This is a genomic window from Allomesorhizobium aridi, assembly GCF_043769475.1.
Classification (GTDB): Bacteria; Pseudomonadota; Alphaproteobacteria; order Rhizobiales; family Rhizobiaceae; genus Allomesorhizobium.
The window spans coordinates 4,294,861-4,320,579 of the sequence record NZ_CP171729.1 but is presented as its reverse complement, the minus strand read 5'-3'; the positions used below and the strand labels follow the sequence as shown (position 1 = coordinate 4,320,579).

Here is a 25,719-nt window from a genome sequence, read left to right as displayed (position 1 = left end):
GGGGTAAACATGTGGATTCGGCTGACGCGCGCTGACGGGAATACGGTCACGGTCAACACCGACTACCTGGTTTCAATCCAGGATCATGGAGACCGCACCCTGGTTGTGCATACGTGCGGCGAATTGCTGGTCCTGGAAAGTCAATCGGCGCTCTTCGAGGCCCTGCGACTCCAGCCGATCGATCGCGACGGGCCGAGGCGTGAACGCCGGGCGGAACTCCATTAGGATTGATCTGCTGATATTCAGGTGATGCCAGCCTGCAAAAGGGCGACTTTACGCGCAGACCGTCCTGTTCGAGCCGACAGTCGGCACCACGCCAGCGCCTAGAATCAAAGGGAAAATTCGATCCACTGGTGGAGCTGAGGTCCGTCGAACCACTGTTTTCTATAGTCCGCCGACGTGCACTGCGCCTAAGTGGAATCAACACTTTGAAGCACAATTCGTCTTTAGCTGTTCTCCGTTGTGCGTTACCATCCCCACTTCGAAATGGGGAAGGTAGTGGGGAAATGACCCGTACGTTGCACAAGCTCTCAGATGTGTCGATCAAGGCCGAGAAAAAGCCGGGCCGGCACAGTGACGGCGGCGGCCTCTATTTGAACGTGTCACCTTCAGGCTCCAAATCTTGGCTATTTATGTGGACCCGCGACCGCAAGCGCCGGGAGATGGGACTGGGCTCCTATCCTGTTGTAACACTCGCCAAGGCGCGTTCGAAGGCCGGGGATTGTCGCGCAGCGGTAGAGGAAGGCAAAGATCCGATTGCAGAGAAAGCCAAGGAGGCGGAGCCAACCTTCGGTGAGTGCGCGGATCGCTATATTGCCTCGATCAAAACGGAGTGGCGCAATGCCAAGCATGAGTACCAGTGGAACCAGACGCTCACCAGCTTCTGCGAGACAATCCGGCCGAAGCGTGTTTCCGAGATCAAGACCGACGACGTGCTGAAAGTACTCACGCCGATCTGGCAGGAGAAGAACGAAACGGCATCCCGCCTTCGAGGCCGGATCGAACGTGTTCTCGACTATGCTAAAGTGAAGGGCTGGCGTTCAGGCGAAAATCCAGCGGTGTGGCGCGGGCACCTCCGCAACATTCTCCCGAAGCGCCAGAAACTACAGCGCGGCCATCTGCCTGCTATGCCTTACGTCAAAATTCCAGTGTTCGTACGCCGGCTACGGACCGCCGAAGCGATGGCCGCACGTGCACTTGAGTTCACAATCCTGACAGTCGCCCGCTCGGGCGAGGTAACCTTTGCGAGGTGGCCGGAGATCGATTTCGACAAGAAGCTTTGGAATGTTCCGAAGGAGCGGATGAAAGCTGGCAAGCCGCATACCGTCCCGCTTTCAGATCGGGCGACAGAACTCCTGGAGCAACTGTCGGAGGCCAGAACCAGCGAATTCATCTTTCCCGGCGAGCGGAAGGACATGCCGCTCTCCAACATGGCCATGCTAATGCTTTTGAGGCGTTTGAAGGTTAACGATATCACCGTTCATGGATTCCGTTCCGGCTTTCGTGATTGGTGCGGTGACGAGACTAGTTTTCCCCGAGAGGTTGCAGAGGCTGCTTTGGCTCACAAGGTGGGCAATGAGGTCGAACGCGCATATAGACGCTCGGATGCCTTGGAGAAACGCCGCAAGCTTATGCAAGCTTGGGCGGATTACCTCGAGGGAACGACGTCGACAACATGATTCCGATCAGGAAGAAATGAACGCACGCGCAACGACGGCTACGGTGCAGTCAATGACCTCACTCGCACGCGCCATCATCGAGCAAGCATTTTCTCCCCTTTGCCTTGCGCATTCGTAGGCGATCCGACCGCCAGGCACACGCATTGAAGAGGCAACGAGGTCTTTATGCAGACGTGGTCTTAACTACATGGATCATGGGCAGCTAACCCGCTATTGACGGCCCGAATTTTAGCCAACCGAAACTCAGGTAGTGTCGCAGTTTGAAATATGCGGTCTAGGCTATCGTAAGCCAAAGCGCCTATATGCTTAGCGGAAAGCATAAGGGGCATGCGATGCAGGTTTCAGCCAGACGAGCCGCCGCGATAGCCGCGCTGGGTTTCGCAGTAGGCGGCTTCACGATGTGGTTGTGGGACAGGCCGAGTGATCTGTACACGTGCGTCCTTCACGAAATGCGCGGGCAGCCAGACAACATGAAAGTGGTCGCAGCTAAAGTTTGCGGAGACCGCTTTGGAACAGCCGAGGAAAACTGAACGCCAAAAGGTCATTACGCATTGCCACCGGCGAGGAAGTCGAGGATCCAAGCGCGACGACGATAAGGACGCCGCCGCGAAAGAGCTTGGCCGCAAGGGCGGGAAGAAGCGGGCCGCCAACCTGTCACCGGAGCGGCGCGCCGAGATCGCCAAGAAGGCAGCGGAAAAGCGTTGGTCTAAGACTTAGTTTCGATTTTGCGAGCTGCCTTCACGCGCTTCTCCACCACCCTGATCGGCTCGGCAACCGGAAGATTTTCCGGCATCGTTGACCCGCTATCGTGCATCACCTTACGGACGTCCTGCGCAATCTTCTTGTTGCGGTCAATGACCCGATATTCACCTTTGACGCCTTCTTTCTTGATGACGTCGGCCGCCATGTTCATCTGAAATTCGTTGGCCGACAATTCCAACGGGCCGGCGTAGTCGAAGGGGTTGTCCTCCCGCTTCAAGCCTTTTCGCGCCATCACATCGCGTCTCGGCATACCATAGAGCCCCTGATACCGCGCATCGTGAAACAGAGCTTGCTTCGAATTGGGAACGCCGGCCTCTTTCGCCACTCCGCTGACAGTGCGGAACGCAGTCGTCACTTTGTCCCGCAAATTCAGCCGTTTCTCATCCTGGGTCAGTGCGTCTTGCGCTTCCATACGATGGGTTTGGACAACGAAGTAAGCCTGTGCGGCGGCGATCTCGGGTTTGCTCGGGTCGCCGTTCATGGTGATGAGGCGGCACGCGGCCCTGCTGAGGAAGTAATCCATACCCTCTCGTTTACCACCACCTCCAAGTTCCATCATTTTGCTCGCACGAGCAATATGATGTGACGGATCAATCTTGTTGGCCGTGAATGACGCGGCGGCACGGTCGATCACAGGCTCAAACTTGTCCCATGCCCGATAACCCACAACCTCATGTATGTCACGAGCCATCCAATATTCCTGCCCGTTCGAGCCCCGACGCCTCAATGCCTCCAGCCGGTCAATGGTAGAACGGTAGGCCGGAAGCTCCTCAATTGCTGATCCCATGTCGAATCCTCTTGCGTGTTGTCCATCCCATCACATACCATCGTCACATACAGGAGTCGATGGCATGACGGAACGGAAGAAAATTGAAGATCGCCTTCGCAAAAAAGAGCAGGAGGTTGCGTCACTCGAAGAGAAGACCAAGGTAGCGCGCGTTTACATTCAGGCACTACGCGATATCCTCAAAATGCTGGCCAGCGACGCCGATGACAATACTGATGCAGAATCCGTGTTGCGTCCTGGTAGCGCCGTCGCAGAGGCGCGACAGGTGATCTTAAACAAGGGCGCGCCTGTCCACATCAACGATATCTTGCAAGCGCTTGGTCGGGAGGCGACCCGAGAGGCGAAAGCATCGCTGACGAGTTCTCTCGCCGCTTACGTCCGCCGAGGGGAGATTTTCACCCGGCCGGCACCGAATACGTTCGGCCTAGCCGAACTTGGTCACGAAACAACAGAGGAAGAAGTGGCAGAGCCGCCACCCGACTTCGGACGGCCAACGCCACCACGACCCCCAGAGCCAGACGACGAAATCCCATTTTAAAGTGAACATCCGATGCTGACGCTAAGCGTAAAAGTTCAAATATTAGGGGCACGAACAAGCTGCCCCTGAAAACCTGCGTCCAGATCCGCGGGGAACTACGACCAAAAGTAAGGGTCCTTGCCAATCGTATGTGCCCAGGCAGCCATCCTTCATGAACAACAGCGCGGAAGCAATATAGGCATTTTTTGCTAGTTTTGCGGCCTCTTGCGCGGGTATATTGATTTTGGGCTATTTATGGTTTGGGCAGTTGGACCACCCCGACTTTTGGGGTTCTTCGCGACTTTCTTTCTATATTTTGGGCCTCCACGAGGAAAACATTCACTTTGGCTACACATCTGCAATTATCGTAGCGAATAGGTCCTCAGAAAGGATTCTGAATATGAACCGCCCAGTATCAGTACTCGTGGTAGCCGCCGCTCTCATCCTCCCGGCCGCAGCCGAGACGAGCGGCATCTCCGCCGAGAACCTCCACTGCTCAGTCTACAAGTCCAGAGCACTGACCAAGGACGGTTGGTGCGATGTACTCGACAGCGGCTCCTTCCGCGTGTGGATCTTCCACAACGGTGGCGAGATCGAGTTCCGTCACAAGGGTCGCAAGATCTACGTCGGCAAGACCGAACTAGTCGAGTTGACCCCCGAATGCCTCACCACACGAGACGGTCGCTACCAGTTCTGCATCAGCGAGTCCGACAGCTTCGACCACCTCGAGAACGACCAGTAAACTATTGGCTGGCGGTTTTCGGATGCTAATTCACCAAAGAGGATACCCGACACGGACAGCGTTCCCCAAACGCAAAACTCCTACTCCTACTCCGCGACGTCGCCGCCCGCGAATAGACTCGATCAGGCCAGGGATGGCAATGACGAATCCGGTCAGACGGCTAGCGGCAGCAGACCTTGCGGACATAGGAGAACCGACCCCTCTCTGCCTTTCCGCCGCACAGCCTGAACCGGAAGTTCTGGACCCATCGGAGACCTTCATTCTCCTCTATGCGAATGGCAGCAATGCGCCCCCGTTTCCGGTCGTTCGCTCTCTCAGGCGGGGATCCCGAAAGCTGCCGGTCTGCTGAGCGGACACGATCGTCTCCAAGTTGAGAGTCAGCCGCATCTGGCTGCTGAGCGCCCAGCAGTGGACACTGATCGGTAGGTGAGAACCTGCCATCCGTGTTAACCCGAGGCCATCCTATCCAGTAGGTGAGGCGTTGCCCGAGATGATGAATCCATGTCTTGGATACATTGAGCTCTGGATAGGCGACGCGGTTCCTCCCCATGTCGCTTTCGGACCGCCGGCTGGATCATCTTTGATACGTATATCGATGCTCAGCGGCTTGGACCCTTGGACCTTTAGCGTTGTCTTGCCAAGCGCGAGATATCTAAACCGGTCGACCGTGAGTTGCTGCCGAGCGGTTTCACACGAAAGAAGGCGTGAACAACGCAGACTTCTGCGCTACTTCTGGATCACTATCTCGGAATGTGGAGCCAACCGCTGCGCCTACCTCAACCCCATCCCCTCGACTTCGACTGGCGATACTCCGCCGCGTCAGTTCAGGCGATATGTAGCTTGGTCTCGCCTCAGGCAACCGTCCTCACCGTAGGCACGCCCTCTATCTCTCGCTACCTCGATCTAGCATCAAGGGATTCCATTCTGGTCGATCGGCAGCCCTTTCAAAACGTCAGGAAACACATCGTAGCCGACGTCGGAGAAGTGACGCTAAAGATCCAGCAATCGATAGCAATTCTGGATCCACCTTGGTATCCAGCTGAGGCGAAACGATGGATGGCTTGGGCAGCTTCGGTCGTCGGCCAAGGAGGGCAAATCCTTCTAACCCTTTGGCCAGAGCATACGCGGCCAACCGGGAGGGTGGAACGAGAAGAACTCACTAGGTGGGTCGGTGAATGGGGGAACCTCTATGATGCTGGCATCGCGGTAGAATACCTTTCGCCAGAGTTCGAACAGGCGGCCGTCAGGAGGGCTGGGGGCATAAGTTCCGATGGAGAGACTCGACGTGGCGATCTTGTCAGCATATCGGTCAACTGCGAACCTAGTATGCCGACACCCCACATTGAGCCGGGGGGATGGATTCGCTTCACGATCAACGACTATCAGCTCGCCGTCCGTGATGCGCCGTACTCCACCGGTCTGTCGACAGTGGCACAAACCCTCGGAGCCGAGGGATGGACCTGGCCTCATGTAAGCCGGCGGGCGCTTGGCCGGGATAGTATCGGTTTGTGGAGTTCACAGAACGAAGTCGCCGTGGTCAGCGACGGCCATCATCTGATTCAGGCATTGAGGGCGTACCTGACCTCGGAGCTACCGCCGACGGAACTGTTTCGTGCGTATCCGGCTCTTGAGCAGTGGCGCATCCCGAAACCACCTTTTTGGAGAACTGCAGAGTGGCAACACCGGTCATAGCGCTGAGGTTCAGGGACACCACGCCGGGCGTCGACACCATTCAGTCCCACCGTGAGATTATTTCGACCAAGGGCTTCGTCTGGTGGGGCTGGTGGAAGAAGACGTTCGAGGACGAGCACCTCGATGCGCTCGACACCATAAATAGCCCAACGATCGCCTATATCGTCGACCGCTCCACCAGGCGGATGTTCACTGCGACGGTTGAGGTCTGGCGCCGCGGGTTGCTGGACGGTGAAGAGCTGGCTGCCGTGCCAAACTATTATGTCGACGAGCGTGACCGTATCTTCGGCTGGTTCAAGCTGACCGAGATCCAGGCATGCGAATATCTCGACGAGGTAGCAAACAGGTTTGGCGATCACACTCTGGTGCCACTCGACGGGACGCCCCGTCAACCCGATCGCGTAGCCGCGACGACCCGCGCCAACCGGTCGGCGATCCTCCACCTGTCCGATCTTCATTTCGGACCGGACTACGACTTTCTCCTGCAGGGCGAAACTCCGGCTATCGGCAACACGAAGAAGACGCTCACGGATGCCCTTATGGATGACCTGGGCAGGATAGGTGCCCAGAACGATATCGGCACGATCCTGGTTACCGGCGACTTCACTACCAAGGGCGACTGGAGCCAAGCCAGACGCAGCAGCATCCTGGCCGAGTTTGCGAGCCTGACTAAAGCGCTCCGTCTCGAGCGAGACCAGATTGTAGCCGTTCCCGGAAACCATGACATTGTCCGCGCGATGGATCCGTCGAACGTCGATCCCGCCAAGCTGGCGGTGAGCAACCAGGCGACATACGAGCATGAGCTCCAGTACCGCGTCTTCTGCGAGGAGCTGATAGGCCGCAGTTGGAGGGAGACGCTGAACTATGTTCGGCGCCTGCAGCTCGGTGATGTAGATGTGCTGATCGGGGTGCTGAACTCATGCACCATCGTTCAAACCGAATGGAGCGAGTACGGCTACATCGGCGACAGTGGGGTCGACGCCTTGCGCGAACTCGGCGCCGAGCGGATCGATCGACCGACATTCAAGATCATGGCCCTGCATCACCATCTGTTGCCGGTGACCTGCGTCGCGACGTTGAACAAAAAGGGCATAACGCTTTCGGTAGATGCCCCGCGAATTCTGGACACGGCTCAGCAGGCTGGAGTTCAACTGGCAGTTCACGGTCACGAGCACATGCCACGGGTGGTAAAATACGGCAATCAGTCGCTTGCCGGTGCCCCGCAACAGCCGGCGATTTATGTGGTTTCAAACGGCAGTACCGGCGTTTCGCCGGTGCGGCGTCCCGGCAACGAACGCAACACTTACTGCGTCTTCCGCTTGAGTGACAAGGAAATGCACCTGACGATGCGCGAGCTGCGTGCTGACGGCAAAGCGGGTTCATCCCTCTTCAGTGGCGACTTGGAAATCTCGCCGATCTTGCCTAAGGCGGCGGCCTGAACCTCATCCCGATCGACCTGCTTGTCCCCTCGCGCGTCCAGGTGGGACTTTTGAGTGCGCCGGCCTAGTTACTCGTGGCCTGTGCAAAAGCTGGCGGGAAAGCGGAGAATATTCGCTTGCCCAGGTGGCGCTAAATGGCACTATGTGCCCTTTAGCCGGACGGCTTGCTGTCGGCCAATGAAGAAATCGGATTGGGTATCGCTTTGAATTTTCGCAAGGATGAATCGCTAGACGCGTTGGCGCAGGCAGGGAACGTGGCGCAATTCATCAGTTTCTTTCCCACGTCCGGTGGCGCGTTCTCTCAGAGTTACTCGCGCGTCTTCGGTTATGCCCCCAATCACCACTTCTCAGACGCCCAAGAGGCACTTGCCGCGTTGCTGGCCGCGAGTGTGGATGCCTCGATAAATCTGCGCAGCTATGCCCCGGACAGTCCGCGGAGCAAAGAATTTGTCTACGGCATCCGCGACGTGCGGGAAGCCCTAGCCGGGCTGAAGCGGCTTATTTCGTCGGGCCTGTTCGTGATTGCCAATGAGACCATCGACATCAATGATGGCGGGGTTTCCGGCGTGGTCCAGGGCGGCATCATGGAATTCGCTCCTGATGACACACCGCGGTGCGTCGAGAAGCCCGGGGTGACTTCCCTACCCTTGCCTTGGGCGCTTGACCTGCTCACGAAGGTCTATGGATTTCGACCTGAGCTGGAGATGCAGGCCCAGGGACGGCTCGAATTCAGCATTCATCCTCGGCCACGCGGCTGGAAAAACAGCCACACGCTATGTTGGGAGTGGGAGCCCGAAAATACGGCGGCGGCGACTGCCAGCATGAACTGGCCTAACCGCTTCAGCCGACATATCGGCGATAAGGCGTTCGGGCTGCTCATGGCCGAACTCGTAGGCGCAAATGTGCCAGCTACCACTGTCTTCGGGCGACGCGTTGCGCCTTTCACCTTCGGAAAGCCAACGGGAAGTCACGAGGTCTGGACCCGCACCTGTCCGCATGAGCCAGAGCCAGGAAAGTATACAACCCTTAAGGGCTGGACTGACCCATTCAAGCTTATGTCCGTGGAGGATCCCAACCACACTGCCATCGCTTCCGTAATCTGTCAGGCCGCGGTGCCGGCGGTCTATTCAGGCGCTGCCATTGTAACTATCGATGGGACGCTGCTCGTGGAAGGCCGTTCGGGTGAGGGCGATGGTTTGATGCTGGGTATCGATCACCCTGAAGAGCTGCCATCTGCCGTCGCCAAGCAGATCGACGCGGTTTACGGCAGGTTGTCCCGCTCGCTTGGAGCCGTACGCTTCGAGTGGGTCTATGACGGTCAAACGGTCTGGGTGGTACAGCTCCATCGCGGTGCAACCCAGACATCACAGACCGTCCTGGTGCCGGGGGAGGCGACCCACTGGCTGACCTTCGAAGCGGCCGAAGGGCTCGAGGCGCTGCGAACATTCCTGCATGACATGCCGGCCGATGCAGGAGTAAAGATTGAAGGCGAGATCGGACTTACCAGTCATTTGGCCGACCTCGTCCGGAAGGCCAATCGACCAGCCAGGTTGGCAGTACCAGCCTAGAAGCCCTCGTGCGGATGGCTGCCTGGCCTCCGCCACAGGTCCTCGATTTCATCGCCGTTGACGCTTTGCGCTGCTAGAAGGTGACTGGCGGCGTCCGGGACGCTGTAGGCGACGGTCAGCTCGACCAAGGCATTTTGCAGGGGTCTTGTTTTCCTTCGCTCGGCAAACGGATAGTCGGCAATCTTCATGAACGTGCCCTTCCCTCTCGGTTGAGGATTCATGATCGTGGACCCGCTGTTTATCGGGCTGAGGAGGATGTTGTCGCGGTGGGCGGCGACCAAGGACGCAGTGTCAAACGTCAGAATTGTGTGCGGTCGATCCCGATACGCCTCGGCTGCCAGAAGCCTGTGCAGCCGCTTCTTGTGCAGCCAAAAGAAGGTTTTGCCATTGAGTATCTTGTACCACTGAAATGGTGTCAGCCCGTCCTGAAGGCACTTCTGCAGCGCCCTGTCGCTCATCGGCTTGTTGTCGCGGATGACGGCGTTGGGCAGCCCATCCTTTGCGATATCGACGCTCTCGGGCCGACGCCTCTCCTCAATGGCAAGTCGCTGGTCGCCAGACATCCCGTAGGCATCGAGGAGCGCTGTCGCGCTCATCAGTCCGTGATCACGGATCGACGGGAACGAACCGTCCTCCGCCATGTGGTACAGCCGCGGATAGAGGCTGATCAGCTCGTTTTCCTGCACCGCAGCTCCTCAGTTCCACTGCCGCCGGTCAATGATGACGGCGTCCTTCCCGAAGTCCTTGGAAATCAGCGACACGCGGGCGTTGGTGACCTTCTCCACCCGCTCGATGAAGTCCCTAGTGGTCGCGTTGAGCTCGTCGAAGGTCTTCGCCTTGCGATTGTCGATTCCGAGATAGTCGGCGAAGGTCAGCGCGATATCCGTGACCCCGTTGATGCTGGCGGCGCGTCGCACCTGCTCCCAGTCAAACTCGGCGATGCGGCGTTCCTTTCCGGAAACAGTGCCAACTTCGATCTTGTGTAGGTCCGCCGCAGGAATATCGCTCCGCGCGGCAATGTCATCGACCGTAATCTCATGCATCATTGGCCCGGACGTACCGCCGACGCGGATGGGATAGGTCCGCATGACCATGATCACCCGTCGGACCCTAATTGGTGCGATGCCGGCATCGGCGAGGCAACCGGATGCCGTTGTCTCGCGCGAGGTTACAAAAGGGTACTCACCGTGATGCAGGCTGAGATCGGTTCCCTGGGTGCCCTCGAGGAGCACCGACTTGCCGGCAGCATAAGCCTTCTCGAGCTCGACTTTGGTGTCACGGATGAAGGGCTTGAATTCCGCGACGTGTTTGGCGAGGCGGACCTTACTGCCCCAGTACTCGTTGCTGTCTCGCCCCAGGATTTTTCGCGCCGTAGCAGCTCCGACGCCCTTTTTCGTCGAGCCGATGACCTCGAGGGTGCCTGCTTCCCATTCGATGTCGCTGTCCTCGATGATGATGGCCTGCGGATCGATCGACAGCCTCTCTTCCGTGAGCTTGAGGTCAGAGATCTCCTTGAGCACCTGTTTGACTGAGAGGGTTGCGCCGGCGCCGATCAGGATCTTTGCGTCAGGATTACTTTGCGTGCCCGAGGGCAGCTGGATGTAGTCGTACTTGGGATCGGCGACCTTATGCCCGGCATTGGGTCCACCCACCCGCATGAGAACATCGTAGTTCTTGGCGATAAAGGCGCAGATATTGCCCTTGCCCTCGCTTCCGTACTGTGCGCCGACCAGAACGTCGACACACCGAGCAACCTCCCGGGGAAACAGCCCAAGTCCCGCAGTTGCCTGGGCCAGCAACGATCGGGGACTCGAACGGTGGGTTTCCAAAACCACGTTGGCGACTTCCGCGAGCGCCTCGATCTTGCTTTCCGTCGCCCCGTGCTCGCGTGCCTCGTCGTAGCTGTTGAATTCCCGGATCTCCGCCTTGCGTGCCAGGTACCTCTCGCGCAACACACCAATGGGAGCAGTGAGGTGGACGTGAACTACTCTGTCGCCGAATTTGTCGCGGAAGTGTTTAACCTGGTCCAGCGTCCGGACCGCATCCACCAGCCAGATCCGATCCGCCGGGGCCCCGTTCGTTTCAGCCAGAAACTGATCAAGGACCCACTGTCCGTTGGTCTCAATGTCGAGCTTGTCGCCAAGCTTGATCAGTGCGTCACGATCATCGGTGTCGCTGGCGCGTAGCAATAGTGCCCGTGTGGACACGCGTTTCGCGTCGAAACGTGACGTCAATTGCTCGGTAAACATCGACTTGCCGGCCGCAAGCGGACCGGACACCAAGAAAATTGGATTCAGTGCAACCTCCCGCCATTAACAGTCTTAGTCCTTCCCCGCCTCCGATCGGATCCAGGACTCAGATTCTCCATGTCGAAGAGATACGCACCGATTTCAAATCAATCCATAGCTCGCGAAGGTTTTTCCCTGAGAGATGCCGGATTGAGTCGGTTTTTTTGCTGCCAGTCTATTGCAAGGCTTGATATCGACGAAGGAACGCTCTCTTGGCTTCGCGGGGTGACAGGAAGCGTACCTTTACTAAGGCGGGTGCGATCCGATCGCGCTTAGCCCATTCGTCCGTGCCTGCCGGCATGATCTGAGCCTGCTCGGCGGCTAGCACACGCAGATCGGCCCGCTTGATTGCCGGACTTGGCTGAGTGCTAATGCCAAACCGCTCAGCTATCGCGCGCTGCATCTCAGTTTCAATCTGCCTGTAGTCCGGAAGCATCTGCTTGAGGGGCCGCGTGATATCGCCAAGGAAAGCTTCCGCCGCATCGTGCAGCAAAGCGGCCAAGGGATCCTCTTCCACGAGGTCGCTAACCAGCAGGCTGTGCTCGGCCACAGAGTAAAAGTCGAGACACTGGCCCGCATAACGGCACTGAAGCGCCAGGCCGTGGGCGATATCCTCGATGGTAAAGTCGCTGGTATGGGGCGAGAGCAGGTCCAGCCAGGCGCCGCTGTGCAACATGATCGAGGGCCCGACATCAATCTTCACCGCTGTTACCTGCTGCCTGCTCCACGCCATGCCCACACCCCTAAACTAACGATCTGCCATCACAGATCAATGAAACTTGCAAATTTGCAAGTTTTACCCTATGCGAAACGGATGAGGCTGACAACTGCAGAAGCATCAAGAATCGCGAGAGACCTCAAAATTGCGCTGGCCGATCGGTGCCTGTCTGCTGCAAATGTGGCACGTCTAAGTGGAATCGAACCCAGCCGTCTCAGCCGCATACTAGGCGGGAACTTCGCAACACTAAATCCAAATGTAGTGCAAATATGCACGTTCCTGGGCGTAGCGCTCCCGGGGGAACAGTGCACCGAAAGCGTTACACGCATAATTGGCAGCGCTCTAAAGGTGTGGGACGGAAGTCCCGACGATGTCGAGGAAGTGGTGAAGCTGTTTGATCAGATCGCCGCCCTGCGCCGTCATTAGTGCAGAGCAATGCCGCGCAAGATGGGGGCGAGGGTTGGGCGCGGCGTCAAAGCTAGAACATAAACTATCTTTGCCATACGCCCGAGACTCGCTGCTAGCGAGCGTCCGCTTTGGGCCCCCAGCTCAAGACCTCAGCCGGTAAAGCTGAAGGTCATTTTCGTCGGTGTGGGAGCCGAAAGCAGACGGTCCGTTTGCGGCCCCAACGAGACTTGGCAGGCACCTGAGATCGTTCTCCCCTAGGTACCGCTTAGTCCGACGCCTCTCTTTCGCCCTCACGAGACTGAACGGCTGATCGAGGCCAACGGCGGCTGGTTGATGACCACCTGCGCGGAAACGCAGGGCCTGATCACGCGCAACGCCTACGGCAGGATCGAGGCCATCGCCATCGAGGTGAACCGGGTCGGTTACGACAAGAAGGCGGACTTTGGCGGGGAAGTCCCCGCAATCGTGGAGAAGGAGCTGCCGAAGCAGATCGCGGACGCGTTCGAGGCTACGTTCGGTCGGTAGTGGCCGGAATGGGCAAGACCCTGACCGCAACGGCTCGTGCGTCGGCCTTCGCCATCACGTCGCGGACGAACCTGCGCTTGCACACCCAGTAGATGCACGGGAGGCCGGACTCGTCATAGGTCTCGAGCCGGGCCATGGAGTCACCGCCGAGGTCGATGTAGACCGGACAGGTCGCATCCAGCCATGTCCGGCGCGGGCGGACCCAGTCGTATTGATGATGCCCTCGATAGGATTCGATCACCTGCTGCCTGATCTCGTGCATGAAGAGCCAGGTCCCGCCCCGGCCGCGCGTCTTCGTCGCCTCCGGGTTCTCAAGCCTGCACTCGGAAAGCCGTACGCACATCCCGACGATCGTGCCGTGCATGTGCCGCTCGGCTTTCTCCCACACTAGGTCCTGACCCAGCTCGGACTCCGGAGCCGGAAGTTCGTGATAGACGTCGAAGTTCTGCTTGAAGACGCTACCGTCGACCACCCACACCAGGTTCCCGTAGAAGGCTTCCCGCGACAGCCGTTCCGCATCCGTCATCGCCGAGTGCTGCACCTCGATAACGATCCCGGACGGGGTCTTTATGTCGGCACGGTGGATTTCCCCGTCGGGCGCAATATGAGAGATCTCCCTGCATTCCTCGGGAAACCTGTTCTTCCATTCGCGGTGCCACGGGGTCTCGTTCTCCCACCATGGATCGCAGATCCTGCGGCCGAAGTGCGCCCAGTGATGCATGATGCGCGGACCGCACTTGGAAATCATCGCCGATCCGCATGTCGTACAGACGCCTCTGCCGCCCGGAAAGGGCTCGCGCCGTTCCCTATCGACCAGGGCGTATTGCATGGCGGCTATTTCCCGAGGACTTCCAGCGTGTCAGCGACGAAGCTCCAGCCGTCCTGCGTGACCACGAATTCCTGCGCGCTCTCGTCGACGATCAGGTAGCCCTTCTTGACGAGCGCACCCGCGACCCAGACGTCCGGCCGGAAATAGGTCCCGTGCATCTCGATGCCGCGCAGCGGGATACGTCCGCCGGAGAAGACGAGGTAGGCCATGAACAGCGCCCGCGTGCGCGGTGTGTCCCTCTTCGAGTCATTGTTGTCCTGACCCCAGTTGCCGTAGTCGGCGAGGTCCTCGTAGGGGAATTGATTGAAACTCTTCGCCGAAGAGGGCTTGCCGTCGATGGCGACCGCCAGCGCGTCGATGATCCTCTTCGCAGTGTCCTTCTCGATGTCCAGCATGCCTTACCACCGTTGTCGCTGTCGCCGCCGCCGGCGAGTCTCGATGTAGCACAACATGGAGGCATCCCGAATGCTGACATTCTCCGCAAGGTCTGTGTGCGTCACGCCCGACTCGCCCGAACGCTCAGCCACCGATCATTGGGCTTTCCGATGCACCGACGTACTTCGCTGACGATCCAGCCGGCGTCTGTGAGTGCAGACCGAAGGGCAGACTCGCGCCAGTACGTCTCGACGTAGTGCCGAGGCGCTGCAGCGCTGCCGTGTGTGGACACATCCTCGCCATCGCCCTCTCTAACCGAGGCGTGCAGTCGGCCACCGGTCCGGGTCGCCCCGGCAAGCCGTCCAAGCACCGTGCCGAAATCCTCGCGCGCGACGTGAATCAGGCAGGCACAGGCCCAGATCCCGTCGTAAGGCGTGCCGGGACGCTGCGGGTCGGCCAGGTCTTCGGTCAGTGGGTCCAACAGGTCGGCCTCGAAGCCACTCTCGCGAAGCAGTTCGACGAAACCCTTCGAAATGTCGGTGCGCCGCACGCTAATCCCCCGCTTCTCAAGCTCAAGTGCATCTCGCCCGCCACCGCTTCCGATCTCCAGCACCCTGCCCGAGCCACCCAGCTCGGTCACGAACGCATCGATCTCTGTCGCAACCCATTCGGGCATCGCCGCGGCCTCGGCAGCGTACTCCGCCGCTACCGTATCATAGGACTGCACGGTGTCGCGGTCGGTGCTCATCCTAGCGCTCCTCCTTCGAGACAAGAGGCCCGATGAGCGAGAGGCCCATCAGCCCATTGCGCCCTCACACTTTCGGCAGTTGGTGACATCGCGGGCGATTTACTTCCCAGCTTTAGCAGAAATGCGATCAGAGCCACTACCGACCGATTGCCCATTCTGCCGGGCGGCAATGCGCCCATCTCGGCCGTTGAGGGCAGCTTTGCCACCGCCTGGAAGCGGACATTGTTGACGACCCTTCTGGAGGTCGTGGTCGCGCCATTAATGGTCATTCGCTCAATAGCGGCCGTTCGCGCTGGATCAGGAGCCAACCCAACACAGTCCTTCCCGAAAGGAACTTGGAACGTCGGGGCCGTGGCTCGACTTCGCCTTCCCCAAGGGTTGCCCGACAGCAATCCAGTCTTAGGCCGGAGACGCCTCAAGGATGGAAATGGGTCCTTGGGTCTGAATCACTTGTTCAAGCCGTAGCCCGGCGGCGTCGAACAGGCTGGCATATTGTGCCTCCGTCCTCTCGAGGCCGCCGGTGACGGCGAGCATGACCACGTCGATTTCTTTAATCAGGTCCGGTTCGTCACCCGGCGGCACGAGCGTCTCGGCCACGAGCACCCTCCCGTTCGGCAGCATAGCCTTGCGGCAATTTCGCAGGATCGCTGCAGCACGCCCATCGTCCCAATCGTGAACGACCTTCTTGATGACGTAGACGTCCCCACTGGGAACGCTCTCAAAGAAATCACCGGCGACAAATTCGGTGCGCGGCAGGTCGCCCCCGGCACCCTGCTGTGCTGCCGCGACGCCCGAAGGCAGATCGAAAAGCACGCCGCTCAAATGGGGGTTGCGGGCCAGGATCGCCGAGAGAAGCTGACCATGTCCGCCGCCAACGTCGATGATCCGCGTGAACGGCCCGAAGTCATAGGCTTCGGCAACAGCCTCGTTGCTGCCTTGGCTCAAGGCGACCATGGCACGCTGAAACAAGGCAGCCTGCTCCGGGTGTTCCGACAGCCAGTCAAACCTTGGGCTGCCGAACACCTTGTCGAAGGCTGGCATTCCTGTGCGGACAGAATACCGAAGCTGCTCGAAGGCAAGATAAGCCTCGCTGTTGATCATACGCACGAAGTCACGGGGACCCGGTCGATCGGAGCGCAGCACGGCGCCAACCTCGGTCAACTCGAAATGACGGGGCAATACTTCCCTAAAGATCCCTTCAGCCGCGAGAAGTCGCATGACACGATAAAGCGCGTCAGCATCTGACCGAGTGGCAGCCGCCAGTTCATCCACCGACTGCTCGCCGGCGGCCACGAGATCGGGGACGCCAAGTTCGATCATGACGCGCAGCGCCTGTGACACGGCGAACCCGAATCCTAGCCTTATGATCTGTTGCGACGGGCTGGGCATGGCCTTTTTCCTCCGGTGGCAGCGCAGTTTAGCAGAGTGGAGCGAGGGTAACGCTTCCCCAAATTGGAGGCTCACAACGTGGCTGTCGAAAACCTCGGTTCGCTCAGACACTGTCACGGAAGGACCGGAAGGTAGTGCAGTCGGGTCGTTTGAGCGAGTGGCTGCAGAGGGTTGAAACCGGGCATTGCCCTGGTCCGCAATTACACCAAGCCGGCCTTGCGAAGCCCGTCTACCACCAACTCGAAATCCTCGGGGTTCTTGTAGGGCAGCACTTTGCGACGGTATTCCAGGGAGTAGTTGGGATTGACCCGCAACATCTCCTGCCAAGCCGCCCGGGCCTCGTCGAAACGGCCCAGATGGCCGTAACTGGAAGCCAGAAGCGCGCGAGAGACATCGGTAACGAGATTGCGGGTCAGCCGCTCTTTCAGCAAGCCAACTGCCTGTTCGTACCTTCCCAGTTGAAACGACGCCAAGGCTTGGAAGTGCAATAGCACATCCGGAAAATATGGGTTCAAGACCTTCGCCCGATCGAAATACTTGAGTGCCTCGCCGGCCCTGGCCGAGTAATACAGTGCCTCGCCTAGGCTGACGTGCCCTTCAGCGAAGTTCGGATTGAGGATTATCGCACGCTGGGCCTCGCTGATGGCCACGTCGTGCCGTCGCGAATACAATTCGACGATGCTCAGCGCCCAGTGCGCCCTAGGATCGCGATCATCCAGCGCTACCGCCCGCGTCGCAAGCTCTTCCGCTTGCTCGCGCGAATTCGGCGGTGACGGGCTCCATCCGTTCAAGTAGTCGAGTACGTGGGTGAGGGCCAGGAACGCGTGGGCCGAGGCGAAATTCGGGTCCAGTTTGATTGCACGTTGCAAAAGGTCCCGGGCGGCGACGTTCGTCTCCTTCGTCAGCCGGTGCCACAGCTCTCGGCCGCGCAGGAAATAGTCATACGCCTCAATATTGCCGGTGTGCTCGGGCGCCAGCCGCTGCCGGTCGCCGTCCGTCAGGTTGATGGCCAGCGCATCCACGATCTGCTGAGTGACATCGTCCTGCACCGCGAATATGTCGGTCAGGTCGCGATCGAAGCGCTCCGCCCACAGATGGCCACCCGAGGCTGCGTCGATAAGCTGCGCGGTGACCCGTACCCTGTTGCCGGATTTGCGGACGCTGCCTTCCAGCACGTAGCGTACGCCGAGGTTTCTACCGACCTCCTGCACGTGGACGTTCTTGCCCTTGAAGGTGAATGATGAATTGCGGGCGATGACGAAGAGCTGCGGCAGTTTTGAGAGAGCCGTGATGATGTCTTCCGTGATTCCATCGGCGAAATACTCCTGCTCGACATCACCGCTCATGTTGGCGAAGGGCAGCACAGCGATCGACAGCTTCGGCGGCAGTTCCGTCGCCAGCCGGCTCGTCACGGGCTGTGAGGCCGCGGTTGCCTTTGCCTCGGCGGTGCCGACACGCAACGAATACACCCGGATCGGCTCGGCGATGTTCTTGAGCTGCGTGTTGCCGAGATCGCTGACTGAGAGGTCAAGCCGCGCCTTGACCTGGCGATAGGCATCCTCGGATAGGCAGATGGCGCCGGGTTCCGCAACACCCTCCAAACGCGAGGCGATGTTGACGCCGTCGCCCATCAGGTCGCCGTCGCTTTCCTCGACCACGTCGCCGAGATGAATTCCGATCCGGAACTCGATGCGGCGGTCCTGCGGCACGCCGGCATTGCGCTCGACCATGCCATTCTGCACTTCCATGGCGCAGCGCACGGCGTCTACCACACTGCGGAACTCGACCAGCGCCCCATCCCCTGTGCGCTTTATCACGCGTCCGTTGTGCACGGCGATGGTCGGATCGATCAGGTCGCTGCGCAGTGCCCGCAACCTCGCCAAAGTACGATCTTCGTCTGCGCCGGCCAGCCGGCTGTACCCGACCACGTCGGCAGCCAGGATCGCGGCAAGCTTGCGGTTCTCGCTCATCGAGCCATCTCCCCAGTCGTCATGATAACACGAAGCCACAGGGAAGGAGGAAAGTTCGGTGTTCCAGCGCGCCGGTGGGTGAGATCAAGGCTCGTTATCTGTTCACCCTCGTATCCGGGGTGCAGGCGCGAGCCCTCCTACCCAAGCTTGTGACAAAGTCGATTGAGCGCGTCTCGAAGCGCGCAGTGGCAGCTTGGTCAACCGTCAGCAGACATCAGCTCAGGATGGAGGCTGTGCTGGCGCAGCGTGAGTGGCTTGCCGCTGGACAGTTTTCCGTCGCCGATATCTTGATGACGGACGTACTTCGGGTACCCAAGGTTATGGCTGCCGGCAGTTTTCCGGCAATACGATCCTACGTCGATCGAGCAGCGCTTCCCGCTTTCAAAAGAGCCTATGACGGCCAGATGGCACATTTTGCAGCGGGCGGTAAGTCAGAGGCAATCCGTGGCAGAGCGTAATGCCAAATTAGGCTAAAAATATCGCCCGCAGATGATCGAGGATCATGGCAACGCCCTTTTGCCCCAGTTCCGCCGAGGCGTCGGCGGCGGTCGCCGTGTACCAACCCGTATTGTCGGCGAAGTGGCCGGCGTCGACCGCTTCCGGGCATAGCGCCAGCATCAGCGACGTCTCGCCGATGCCGGCATGATCGAACGGGTATTGGCCGCTCATCGTGGCCGGCATCAGCGGATGCACCTGCACCCAGTTGAAGAAATTGGCGCCCTGTTCCGCATAATAGCCTGCCATCGTCTCCGAGCCCCACCAGCCCTCGCCGCGCTCCTTCTCGAGGAAGCGGAAGATCGCCTGCCGGCCGGCGGTTTTGAAGGCGAGATCGGTCGGCATGCCGGCGGCAAAGTTCTCGGTCTGGTGGTGGATGATGGCGTGGATGTTCCGAAAGCCGATGCGCAGCAGGCTGTAGAACAGCTCTTCGCCGAACGGCGCCAACGCATTGCCGCCGACCTGAACCGAGCCATTGCCCTCCGGCGGCGCCACCGCATAGCTCGCCGCGCCGTAGTAGAAGGGCGGCAGGATGACGATGTCGGCTTCCTTTTCGAACAGCTCCAGCATCTTGACCACCGCCAGCGTATCCATGCCGACGGCCATGTGTTCGCCATGGTATTCGAGCACGCCGAGCGGGAGCGCGACCGGCCAGTTTTCGGCGATCGCCTTGCGGATCTGGTGCGGCAGCATCAGTTCGTAGCGCATGGCGCCTACTCCATGTTGGTGTGGCGGGCGCGCATCGCTTCGGGCGACATGCCAATCGATGTCTTGAGTTTCAGCACCATTACCTCGAACAGAACGAACAGCGCGCCTTCGAACACCGAGCCCATCGGCAGGACGGACGTCTTTTCCGGCCCTTGGTCGTCGGCCATGGTCTGAGCCGGGATGAGCAAGGTGAAGTCGGCAAGCCTTGCGGCGCTGCTCTCGCCCTGCGCGGTCAGCAGCAGCACGGCCGCACCCGTATCGCGGGCGACTTGCATCAAAATGAGCACGGTCGAGGTCTCACCCGGGCCGGAGCTGGCGAGAAAGACATCGCCCGAGCCCAGCGGCGGCGTGGTCATGTCGCCGACCACCGACACTGGCAGGCCGAGATGGTAGAGCCGCATGGCAAAACCCTTGACCTGCAGCGCATCGCGGCCGCAGCCATAGACGACGATCTTGTTCGCGCCGGCCAGCATGGCGCAGGCAGCGTCGATGCGGCTCTCGTCGATCCGCGCCAGCACGTTCCCAAGCTCGTCGAGCGCGATACCGAACAGATTTGTGCCAGTATTCGTCATGACGGGCCCACCAGCTTGCCGGTGTCAAAAACCCGTCTGGATTGTTTGGTCACGTTTTCCCCGAACAGCTTGTTTTTGCTCATGCTATCACCGCGAAAATCCGTATCCAACGGCTCGAACTGCTTTTGCAGTGCCACAGGCATGATAGTGTCGGGGCAAATTGCTAGGTGAGGAAACAGCAGGACATGAAGACACGGCATTTCGACCGCATCGGCAATGGCGGCATCGCGTTCACCGAACTCGGCTTCGGCGCGGCGCCGCTCGGCAACCTCTACTGCGCCGTCTCCGACGACGATGCCAATGCCACGCTGGAGGCGGCATGGCAGGTCGGCTGCCGTTACTACGACACCGCGCCGCTCTACGGGCTCGGCCTGTCGGAAACGCGGCTCAATCCGTTCCTGCGCTCGAAAAAGCGCGACGACTATGTGCTGTCGAGCAAGGTCGGCCGCATCATGCGCGCCTGCCCGCCGGATCAGCGCACCGGTATCGGCAAATTCTTCGACACGCCGTCGCGCCGCGAGGTCTATGACTACAGCTATGATGGCGTCATGCGCTCCTTCGAAGCCTCGCTGGAACGCCTTGGCGTCGACCGCATCGACATCCTTTTCGTGCATGACGTCGACATCTTCACCCATGGCAGCAAGGAGGCCTCGGACCAACGCATCGACGAATTCATGCGCTCGGGCTATTACGGGCTGCTCGCACTGCGCGACCAAGGCGTCATCAAGGCGTTCGGCGGCGGCATCAACGAATGGCCAGTTGCCCAGACACTTGCCGAGCGTGGCGACTTCGACCTTTTCCTGCTTGCCGGGCGGTACACGCTGCTGGAGCAGGAAGCGCTGCAATCCTTCCTGCCGCTGTGCCAGAAGCGCGGCATCGGCATCGTTCTCGGCGGGCCGTACAATTCCGGCATCCTAGCAACCTGGCCCAAGCCCGGCGCCTACTACAATTATTCCGAAGCGCCGCAGGACATCATCGACCGCGTCACGCGCATCGAGGCCGTCTGCAAACGTCACGGCGTACGCCTGATCGAGGCGGCACTGCAGTTTCCGCTGCTGCACCCTTCGGTCGTGTCGGTGATTCCGGGCGGCCAACGGCCGAGCGAAGTCGAAAGCAACCGGTCGTTGCTCGACGCGAAGCTGCCATCAGCACTCTGGGCCGATCTCAAGAAGGAAGGGCTGATGCGCGCCGATGCGCCGACGGCATAATGCATGTCGCCAAAAGTGCGCAGCGGTTTTGGGATAACGACATGCATCAAAACAGGCGCCGGCAGGCGTACGAAAGTCCCCGAGGCCGCTGGTCTGCAAAGCGCCCCATAGCGCCCATTGAGGGTGCCTTTGACGCTTCCTGAAAGCCGACTTCCCAGGCGACCACGCTGGCCGACGTATTTGCGCCATTTCTTGACATTCTCAGCGCTTCTCCTGAGCTGACATTTGCGGAGCGGCTGGAGTCGGATCCGAAGCAGGCCTTTGCCAAGCGGCGATCAACGTGACGCTGTGACCCTCTACTATTCCTTCGCCCTTCGGTGGCAGACATCGACCTGCGCGAGTGGGCGCTCACTGGGGCGCCTCCGGCGAGAACGAGCTTTGTTCCGTTCCGCCAAAGGTGAGTTTGTTGGTGTGATCATATTTGAGGATATCCTCTTCCCTAAAGGATAGGCGTATCGAACTCGATTGCGGTCGCTTACGCTCGGCCGCCCCGCTCTGGAGGAGCCTCTGATTGCGATGGCGCGCTTTGCCCACCTTGCCCTTTTCGCCGGTCGCCTTGGGACTGTTGCATAGGAATGCACTGGTTGGGGAGCCTTTCGTCCCGAGCTGGATCAAGAGCGATCCTGCAGCCAAGACGGTGGCCAGGGATGTGCTGCTAAGGCCAGACCGGAACTTCTTTCCGCGCCTGCCGTTCGGCAGATATCTGAGCGCATCAAACCGGATGATGACTGGTGCCACTCACGCTGAACGACGCTTGGCAATTGCTGCGGGAAAGCGTCCTCGGCTTTATCAACGACAATGCTCTCAGTCATGGCGCGGCGATGGCGTTCTATGCCGCTACGTCGTTAGCGCCGATTCTCTTGATCGTCATCGCGGTCGCAGGTCTTGTTTTCGGCAATGACGCCGCTCAAGTGGCTCTCTCTGCCCAGATTTCCGGACTCATGGGATCTCAAAGCGCAGACCTTCTGCAGGTGGCGATCGAGAGCGCGTCGCGAAAATCAACAGGGACTCTGGCGACACTCATTGGATTGATCACACTACTAGTCACCGCCTCCGGCGTCTTCGGCGAAATGCAGCAGTCGCTGAACACGATATGGAAGGTAGAGAGTAATTCTAGTTCGGTCTCAAATTTGCTGAGGGCCCGTGCGGCTAGCCTGGGTTTGGTCGCGGCGCTGGGCTTCATGTTGCTGGTGTCATTGATTGCGAGTGCGGCGATCTCGGCGTTGGGCGACCGTATCAACACTTATTTGCCGTTCGGCGAAATTGTCCTCAGCGTCATCAACACCGTCATTTCTTTTAGTCTGATCTCTATGATGTTTGCGGCCATCTATAAGGTTCTACCCGACCGAACCCTGAAATGGCGCGATGTTGCGATCGGTGCCTTGGTGACGGCGGCATTGTTCACGCTCGGCAAGTCACTCATCGGCTGGTATATTGGGACGAGTGCGATTGCGTCCTCATACGGGGCGGCCGGCGGACTGCTCGTGATCCTGCTCTGGGTGTATTATTCATCGGTAATTTTTCTGCTTGGTGCAGAATTTACTCGGGCCTATTCCGTGCGATATGGCAGTCGGTCTGATTTGGCCAGTTTGGTTGGCGCGTCGAGCCCAGCCCGCTCTCTTCCTACTCAATCGAAAGGGACAATCGTCACGACAAATGGTCTGATAGTCTTGTCTCTTGTAGCAGTCGCGTGGGCGACGGCGTTGATGAGCTCGTTAATGCTGCGCCGCCGAAATCGTTAGTCTAGTTCAAGCCAACGCCCAACTCTCCACCGGGACTTTTCTTCGCATCTTTTGTCGGCCAAGTACGTTATCCGCCGCGAAGGGACGTAGCGCGCAGGACACGTCACAAATGAATGAAGCCGCTGAGGCATTCATGGCATCGAGGAGGCGATCGAAGACGAGCTGAACTTCATCGCAACGATGAAGGCGAAGCAATGAAAACCCGGCAGCGCGGCGGGATTCTCGCATCTGCTCTAAATTTTGCACAGCGCCAGTCGGCGACACAAGTGTGTCCCCGCTTGGAGTGTGTCCACTTTGCGCCTCATTTCGGCCTAACAGGCAAAGTTCGTCGTTGCCCTGAAGCGGACACCATTAAGCTGAGGGTCGTGGTTGCGACTCTCCCCGATCAGGGAAACATTCCCGTCTATCCAAGCCCCTTGGAAGGCACGAGACTCGACCATGAGTGGGAACGGCTCAGCCCATACCAAGACGCAAGAATTTAGGTTACCTTTCTGAGACTGAGCTGTCGCGACTTATGGTCGGGTCGCATCATGTGGGAGACCTTTCTCCAATCTCAAAGCCGCTTCCATGCGTCGATCGCTATTTCAGAAGTATTTTCTAGTCTTGTTCGCGGCGGCCATTTTTCCAATGGCTGCCGGTGGCATCAGCAACACGTGGTTCAGCTATGTCGACCAGCGTGCGATCCTCAGTGCCCTGCTGCGGTCCGAGGCAACATCGGCGGCCGATAAAATTGAGAGCTTTCTTGACGGCATCAACGTTCCGCTCGGCTCCACGATCCCCCAGGACGGGTCGACCGAGGCCAGCGTGAAACAGCTTCGGCTCCTTGTCGTACGAGCGATGCACCAGGTCCCGGGAATTCTCAGCATCAGTCTTGTCGACGGTACCGGCGCGGAGCGGCTGCACATCTCTCGCACTGGCTCAAACAGGACGGAAGGCGGGGCGGATCGCTCAGGCGATCCCGCTGTCGTGGGCGCCAGGACAGCGAAGGTCTGGTACGGCCCAGTCATTTATCGCCAGGGTTCCGAACCATCCATAACCATGGCGATGGCCAATTACGACGATACAGTCGTCGTCAACTCGGTCATCGCCGAAATCAGTCTGAAGCCTATCTGGCTCATCGTGTCCGAAATCCGCGTGGGCCGCAGCGGCCAGGCATTTGTCGTCGACCAGACCGGCCACCTCATCGCTCACCCCGCGATCAGCAAAGTGATGCAGGGCGCCGACGAGAAAGCAGCGTTGGCCCTGCGCGGATTGCGGGATGCGATCGCCGCCGCGGGCGGCACTGCGATTGCAAGCCGCAACGCCGAGAATGAACGCGTTGTGACCGCTGGCGCGCCGGTTGCCGCGGCGGGCTGGACGGTATTTGTCGAGCAGTCTCAGGCAGAGGCTTTTGCACCCCTATACGCTTCATTGTGGCGGACCTGCTGGTTGTTGCTCCCCGCCACAGTCCTTGCGGCGGTACTCGCATATTGGCTTGCCAGACGGATGAGCGGGCCCATCCGATTGCTGGAAGAAGGCGCCCTCAAGATCGGTGCCGGACAGTTCGATCACCGGATCAACATTGTCACTGGAGACGAACTTGAGCGGCTGGCTGCGCGGTTCAACCAAATGGCGCAGGAACTCGCCATATCGCGGGACCGCGCTGAGCGAATGATGCGTTTGAAGCGCTTCCTGGCACCACAGGTGGCGGAGCTCGTAGAAAAGGCTGGCGACGAGAGAATGCTCGCCGGACAGCGCGCGGAAGTGGTCGCTGTTTTTTGCGATTTGCGTGGCTTCACCGCATTTTCGGCGCACGCTGAGCCTGAGGACATCATGCAGCTCTTGCGTGAGTACTACGAGGCGCTCGGCGCGATCATCACCCGGTATGAGGTGACGCTGACCAGTTTTTCGGCGGATGGATTGATGATCCTCGTCAACGCCCCGGTTCCATGTGAAGAGCCGGCGCTTCATGCCGTAAAAATGGCTGTCGACATGCAGGATTCCACACAAGAGCTCATATCTGGCTGGCGGCAGCGTGGTTATGAGATTGGCTTCGGCATGGGGCTCGCTATGGGGTGGGCAACGGTGGGTCGAATTGGCTATGAGGCCCGCGCTGACTACACCGCAATTGGCAATGTCGTGAACTTGGCATCGAGGCTGTGTTCGTCCGCTGAAGATCGACAAATCCTTATCGATTATTCCGTGACGCGCCTTTTGCCTGGCAACATGCCGATCGTTGACCTCGGTACTCGCCAGTTCAAAGGCCTCGAAGGGCACGTTCGCGTCTACAATGTTGAGACGCAAGGGATCGAGCGGCCGAATTTAGATCCTGCTGCGAATGACGCCACGGCAAAGGGGTAGGCTCCTCTGCATCGACGTCCGCTATCGTTCTTCCCTGCACCACAACCCGACCTACTGCTCCCGGCCCCATTGCGGTCATTCAAGGGCTCGCTACGGAGTGACGGCTTCTGGCGCAAGATGCTCGTTCGTGCTGGTTAGAACGGGCGACTGCTCACCACCCAACCTTGGCGTTCCGAGGGGTGCCAAGCGTCAGGCTTTCACCACTAGCAACGGTTAGC

At 59.3% G+C, this 25,719-nt stretch carries 23 protein-coding genes; 10 read left to right on the top strand and 13 right to left on the bottom strand.

The window, feature by feature from the left end; all coding sequences use genetic code 11:
* Window positions 1-72: 72 nt before the first annotated feature.
* Window positions 73-222: a hypothetical protein gene (locus ACG873_RS23315; RefSeq protein WP_394888018.1), complete on the bottom strand. Its 150-nt coding sequence runs from the start codon at window positions 220-222 to the stop codon at window positions 73-75.
* A 284-nt stretch (window positions 223-506) separates the two neighbouring features.
* Between ACG873_RS23315 and ACG873_RS23310 the strand changes: the two genes are divergently transcribed.
* Both ACG873_RS23310 and ACG873_RS23305 read left to right on the top strand, forming a co-directional pair.
* A complete protein-coding gene (locus ACG873_RS23310) occupies window positions 507-1,679 on the top strand; it encodes a tyrosine-type recombinase/integrase (RefSeq protein ID WP_394888016.1) in 1,173 nt (390 codons plus the stop codon).
* 507 nt (window positions 1,680-2,186) lie between these two features.
* A complete protein-coding gene (locus ACG873_RS23305) occupies window positions 2,187-2,396 on the top strand; it encodes a hypothetical protein (protein ID WP_394888014.1) in 210 nt (69 codons plus the stop codon).
* Here ACG873_RS23305 and ACG873_RS23300 read toward each other — a convergent pair.
* On the bottom strand, window positions 2,386-3,228 hold the full coding sequence (locus ACG873_RS23300; RefSeq protein WP_394888013.1) for a BRO family protein: 843 nt from the start codon (window positions 3,226-3,228) through the stop codon (window positions 2,386-2,388). The two genes, ACG873_RS23305 and ACG873_RS23300, sit on opposite strands and share 11 nt — an antisense overlap.
* A 64-nt stretch (window positions 3,229-3,292) precedes the next feature.
* On the opposite strand from ACG873_RS23300, the gene ACG873_RS23295 reads away from it, so the two are divergent.
* The 4 genes from ACG873_RS23295 (at window position 3,293) to ACG873_RS23280 (ending at window position 9,186) form a co-directional block, all read left to right on the top strand.
* A complete protein-coding gene (locus tag ACG873_RS23295) occupies window positions 3,293-3,766 on the top strand; it encodes a hypothetical protein (protein ID WP_394888011.1) in 474 nt (157 codons plus the stop codon).
* A 379-nt stretch (window positions 3,767-4,145) separates the two neighbouring features.
* The gene (locus tag ACG873_RS23290; protein ID WP_394888009.1) at window positions 4,146-4,487 is read left to right on the top strand and encodes a hypothetical protein; all 342 of its coding nucleotides are present in this window, start codon (window positions 4,146-4,148) and stop codon (window positions 4,485-4,487) included.
* Window positions 4,488-6,160: 1,673 nt separating this feature from the next.
* Complete coding sequence (locus ACG873_RS23285; RefSeq protein ID WP_394888007.1) at window positions 6,161-7,618, top strand: metallophosphoesterase family protein; 1,458 nt, start codon at window positions 6,161-6,163, stop codon at window positions 7,616-7,618.
* Between the two features lie 164 nt (window positions 7,619-7,782).
* Window positions 7,783-9,186 (top strand): hypothetical protein, encoded by a 1,404-nt coding sequence (locus tag ACG873_RS23280; protein ID WP_394888006.1) that lies wholly within the window; start codon window positions 7,783-7,785, stop codon window positions 9,184-9,186.
* Here the strand turns inward: ACG873_RS23280 and ACG873_RS23275 are convergent.
* The 3 genes from ACG873_RS23275 to ACG873_RS23265 form a co-directional block, all read right to left on the bottom strand.
* Window positions 9,183-9,872 (bottom strand): DUF7002 family protein, encoded by a 690-nt coding sequence (locus ACG873_RS23275; RefSeq protein WP_394888004.1) that lies wholly within the window; start codon window positions 9,870-9,872, stop codon window positions 9,183-9,185. The genes ACG873_RS23280 and ACG873_RS23275 overlap by 4 nt on opposite strands.
* 9 nt (window positions 9,873-9,881) lie before the next feature.
* Window positions 9,882-11,435 (bottom strand): adenylosuccinate synthetase, encoded by a 1,554-nt coding sequence (locus ACG873_RS23270; RefSeq protein WP_394888002.1) that lies wholly within the window; start codon window positions 11,433-11,435, stop codon window positions 9,882-9,884.
* Between the two features lie 214 nt (window positions 11,436-11,649).
* A complete protein-coding gene (locus ACG873_RS23265; RefSeq protein ID WP_394888000.1) occupies window positions 11,650-12,207 on the bottom strand; it encodes a hypothetical protein in 558 nt (185 codons plus the stop codon).
* A gap of 726 nt (window positions 12,208-12,933) precedes the next feature.
* Here ACG873_RS23265 and ACG873_RS23260 point away from each other — a divergent pair.
* The gene (locus ACG873_RS23260) at window positions 12,934-13,125 is read left to right on the top strand and encodes a hypothetical protein (protein WP_394887999.1); all 192 of its coding nucleotides are present in this window, start codon (window positions 12,934-12,936) and stop codon (window positions 13,123-13,125) included.
* Here ACG873_RS23260 and ACG873_RS23255 read toward each other — a convergent pair.
* From ACG873_RS23255 to ACG873_RS23220, 8 genes are all read right to left on the bottom strand, one after another.
* The gene (locus ACG873_RS23255) at window positions 13,109-13,954 is read right to left on the bottom strand and encodes a competence protein CoiA (RefSeq protein ID WP_394887997.1); all 846 of its coding nucleotides are present in this window, start codon (window positions 13,952-13,954) and stop codon (window positions 13,109-13,111) included. The genes ACG873_RS23260 and ACG873_RS23255 overlap by 17 nt on opposite strands.
* Window positions 13,955-13,959: 5 nt before the next feature.
* Entirely contained in the window at window positions 13,960-14,349 is a 390-nt protein-coding gene (locus ACG873_RS23250; RefSeq protein ID WP_394887996.1) for a hypothetical protein, read from the bottom strand.
* 101 nt (window positions 14,350-14,450) lie between these two features.
* Window positions 14,451-15,077 (bottom strand): class I SAM-dependent methyltransferase, encoded by a 627-nt coding sequence (locus ACG873_RS23245; protein ID WP_394887994.1) that lies wholly within the window; start codon window positions 15,075-15,077, stop codon window positions 14,451-14,453.
* A gap of 399 nt (window positions 15,078-15,476) precedes the next feature.
* Window positions 15,477-16,466, bottom strand: a complete 990-nt coding sequence (locus ACG873_RS23240; RefSeq protein WP_394887993.1) for a methyltransferase — start codon at window positions 16,464-16,466, stop codon at window positions 15,477-15,479.
* Window positions 16,467-16,666: 200 nt separating this feature from the next.
* The gene (locus ACG873_RS23235; RefSeq protein ID WP_394887991.1) at window positions 16,667-18,436 is read right to left on the bottom strand and encodes an adenylate/guanylate cyclase domain-containing protein; all 1,770 of its coding nucleotides are present in this window, start codon (window positions 18,434-18,436) and stop codon (window positions 16,667-16,669) included.
* A gap of 465 nt (window positions 18,437-18,901) precedes the next feature.
* A complete protein-coding gene (locus tag ACG873_RS23230) occupies window positions 18,902-19,639 on the bottom strand; it encodes a creatininase family protein (RefSeq protein WP_394887989.1) in 738 nt (245 codons plus the stop codon).
* A gap of 5 nt (window positions 19,640-19,644) precedes the next feature.
* Window positions 19,645-20,211: a 6-phospho-3-hexuloisomerase gene (gene hxlB, locus ACG873_RS23225; RefSeq protein ID WP_394887987.1), complete on the bottom strand. Its 567-nt coding sequence runs from the start codon at window positions 20,209-20,211 to the stop codon at window positions 19,645-19,647.
* The gene (locus ACG873_RS23220) at window positions 20,208-20,354 is read right to left on the bottom strand and encodes a hypothetical protein (RefSeq protein ID WP_394887985.1); all 147 of its coding nucleotides are present in this window, start codon (window positions 20,352-20,354) and stop codon (window positions 20,208-20,210) included. The genes hxlB and ACG873_RS23220 overlap by 4 nt, the downstream gene beginning before the upstream one ends.
* Before the next feature lie 42 nt (window positions 20,355-20,396).
* On the opposite strand from ACG873_RS23220, the gene ACG873_RS23215 reads away from it, so the two are divergent.
* From ACG873_RS23215 to ACG873_RS23205, 3 genes are all read left to right on the top strand, one after another.
* The gene (locus ACG873_RS23215) at window positions 20,397-21,419 is read left to right on the top strand and encodes an aldo/keto reductase (protein WP_394887983.1); all 1,023 of its coding nucleotides are present in this window, start codon (window positions 20,397-20,399) and stop codon (window positions 21,417-21,419) included.
* 731 nt (window positions 21,420-22,150) lie between these two features.
* Window positions 22,151-23,161 carry a YihY/virulence factor BrkB family protein gene (locus tag ACG873_RS23210; RefSeq protein WP_394887982.1) on the top strand — a complete coding sequence of 337 codons (1,011 nt, stop codon included), beginning with the start codon at window positions 22,151-22,153 and terminating at the stop codon, window positions 23,159-23,161.
* Window positions 23,162-23,728: 567 nt separating this feature from the next.
* The gene (locus ACG873_RS23205) at window positions 23,729-25,501 is read left to right on the top strand and encodes an adenylate/guanylate cyclase domain-containing protein (protein ID WP_394887980.1); all 1,773 of its coding nucleotides are present in this window, start codon (window positions 23,729-23,731) and stop codon (window positions 25,499-25,501) included.
* The last annotated feature ends 218 nt before the right edge of the window (window positions 25,502-25,719 follow it).

Excerpts from the sequence above, each read along its gene's own strand:
- ACG873_RS23315 (WP_394888018.1), bottom strand. The coding sequence starts at position 222 with ATGGAGTTCCGCCCGGCGTTCACGCCTCGGCCCGTCGCGATCGATCGG.
- ACG873_RS23310 (WP_394888016.1), top strand. The coding sequence starts at position 507 with ATGACCCGTACGTTGCACAAGCTCTCAGATGTGTCGATCAAGGCCGAG.
- ACG873_RS23300 (WP_394888013.1), bottom strand. The coding sequence starts at position 3,228 with ATGGGATCAGCAATTGAGGAGCTTCCGGCCTACCGTTCTACCATTGAC.
- ACG873_RS23295 (WP_394888011.1), top strand. The coding sequence starts at position 3,293 with ATGACGGAACGGAAGAAAATTGAAGATCGCCTTCGCAAAAAAGAGCAG.
- ACG873_RS23290 (WP_394888009.1), top strand. The coding sequence starts at position 4,146 with ATGAACCGCCCAGTATCAGTACTCGTGGTAGCCGCCGCTCTCATCCTC.
- ACG873_RS23270 (WP_394888002.1), bottom strand. The coding sequence starts at position 11,435 with ATGTTTACCGAGCAATTGACGTCACGTTTCGACGCGAAACGCGTGTCC.
- ACG873_RS23265 (WP_394888000.1), bottom strand. The coding sequence starts at position 12,207 with ATGGCGTGGAGCAGGCAGCAGGTAACAGCGGTGAAGATTGATGTCGGG.
- ACG873_RS23260 (WP_394887999.1), top strand. The coding sequence starts at position 12,934 with ATGACCACCTGCGCGGAAACGCAGGGCCTGATCACGCGCAACGCCTAC.
- ACG873_RS23255 (WP_394887997.1), bottom strand. The coding sequence starts at position 13,954 with ATGCAATACGCCCTGGTCGATAGGGAACGGCGCGAGCCCTTTCCGGGC.
- ACG873_RS23250 (WP_394887996.1), bottom strand. The coding sequence starts at position 14,349 with ATGCTGGACATCGAGAAGGACACTGCGAAGAGGATCATCGACGCGCTG.
- ACG873_RS23245 (WP_394887994.1), bottom strand. The coding sequence starts at position 15,077 with ATGAGCACCGACCGCGACACCGTGCAGTCCTATGATACGGTAGCGGCG.
- ACG873_RS23240 (WP_394887993.1), bottom strand. The coding sequence starts at position 16,466 with ATGCCCAGCCCGTCGCAACAGATCATAAGGCTAGGATTCGGGTTCGCC.
- ACG873_RS23235 (WP_394887991.1), bottom strand. The coding sequence starts at position 18,436 with ATGAGCGAGAACCGCAAGCTTGCCGCGATCCTGGCTGCCGACGTGGTC.
- ACG873_RS23230 (WP_394887989.1), bottom strand. The coding sequence starts at position 19,639 with ATGCGCTACGAACTGATGCTGCCGCACCAGATCCGCAAGGCGATCGCC.
- hxlB (WP_394887987.1), bottom strand. The coding sequence starts at position 20,211 with ATGACGAATACTGGCACAAATCTGTTCGGTATCGCGCTCGACGAGCTT.
- ACG873_RS23220 (WP_394887985.1), bottom strand. The coding sequence starts at position 20,354 with ATGCCTGTGGCACTGCAAAAGCAGTTCGAGCCGTTGGATACGGATTTT.
- ACG873_RS23215 (WP_394887983.1), top strand. The coding sequence starts at position 20,397 with ATGAAGACACGGCATTTCGACCGCATCGGCAATGGCGGCATCGCGTTC.
- ACG873_RS23205 (WP_394887980.1), top strand. The coding sequence starts at position 23,729 with ATGCGTCGATCGCTATTTCAGAAGTATTTTCTAGTCTTGTTCGCGGCG.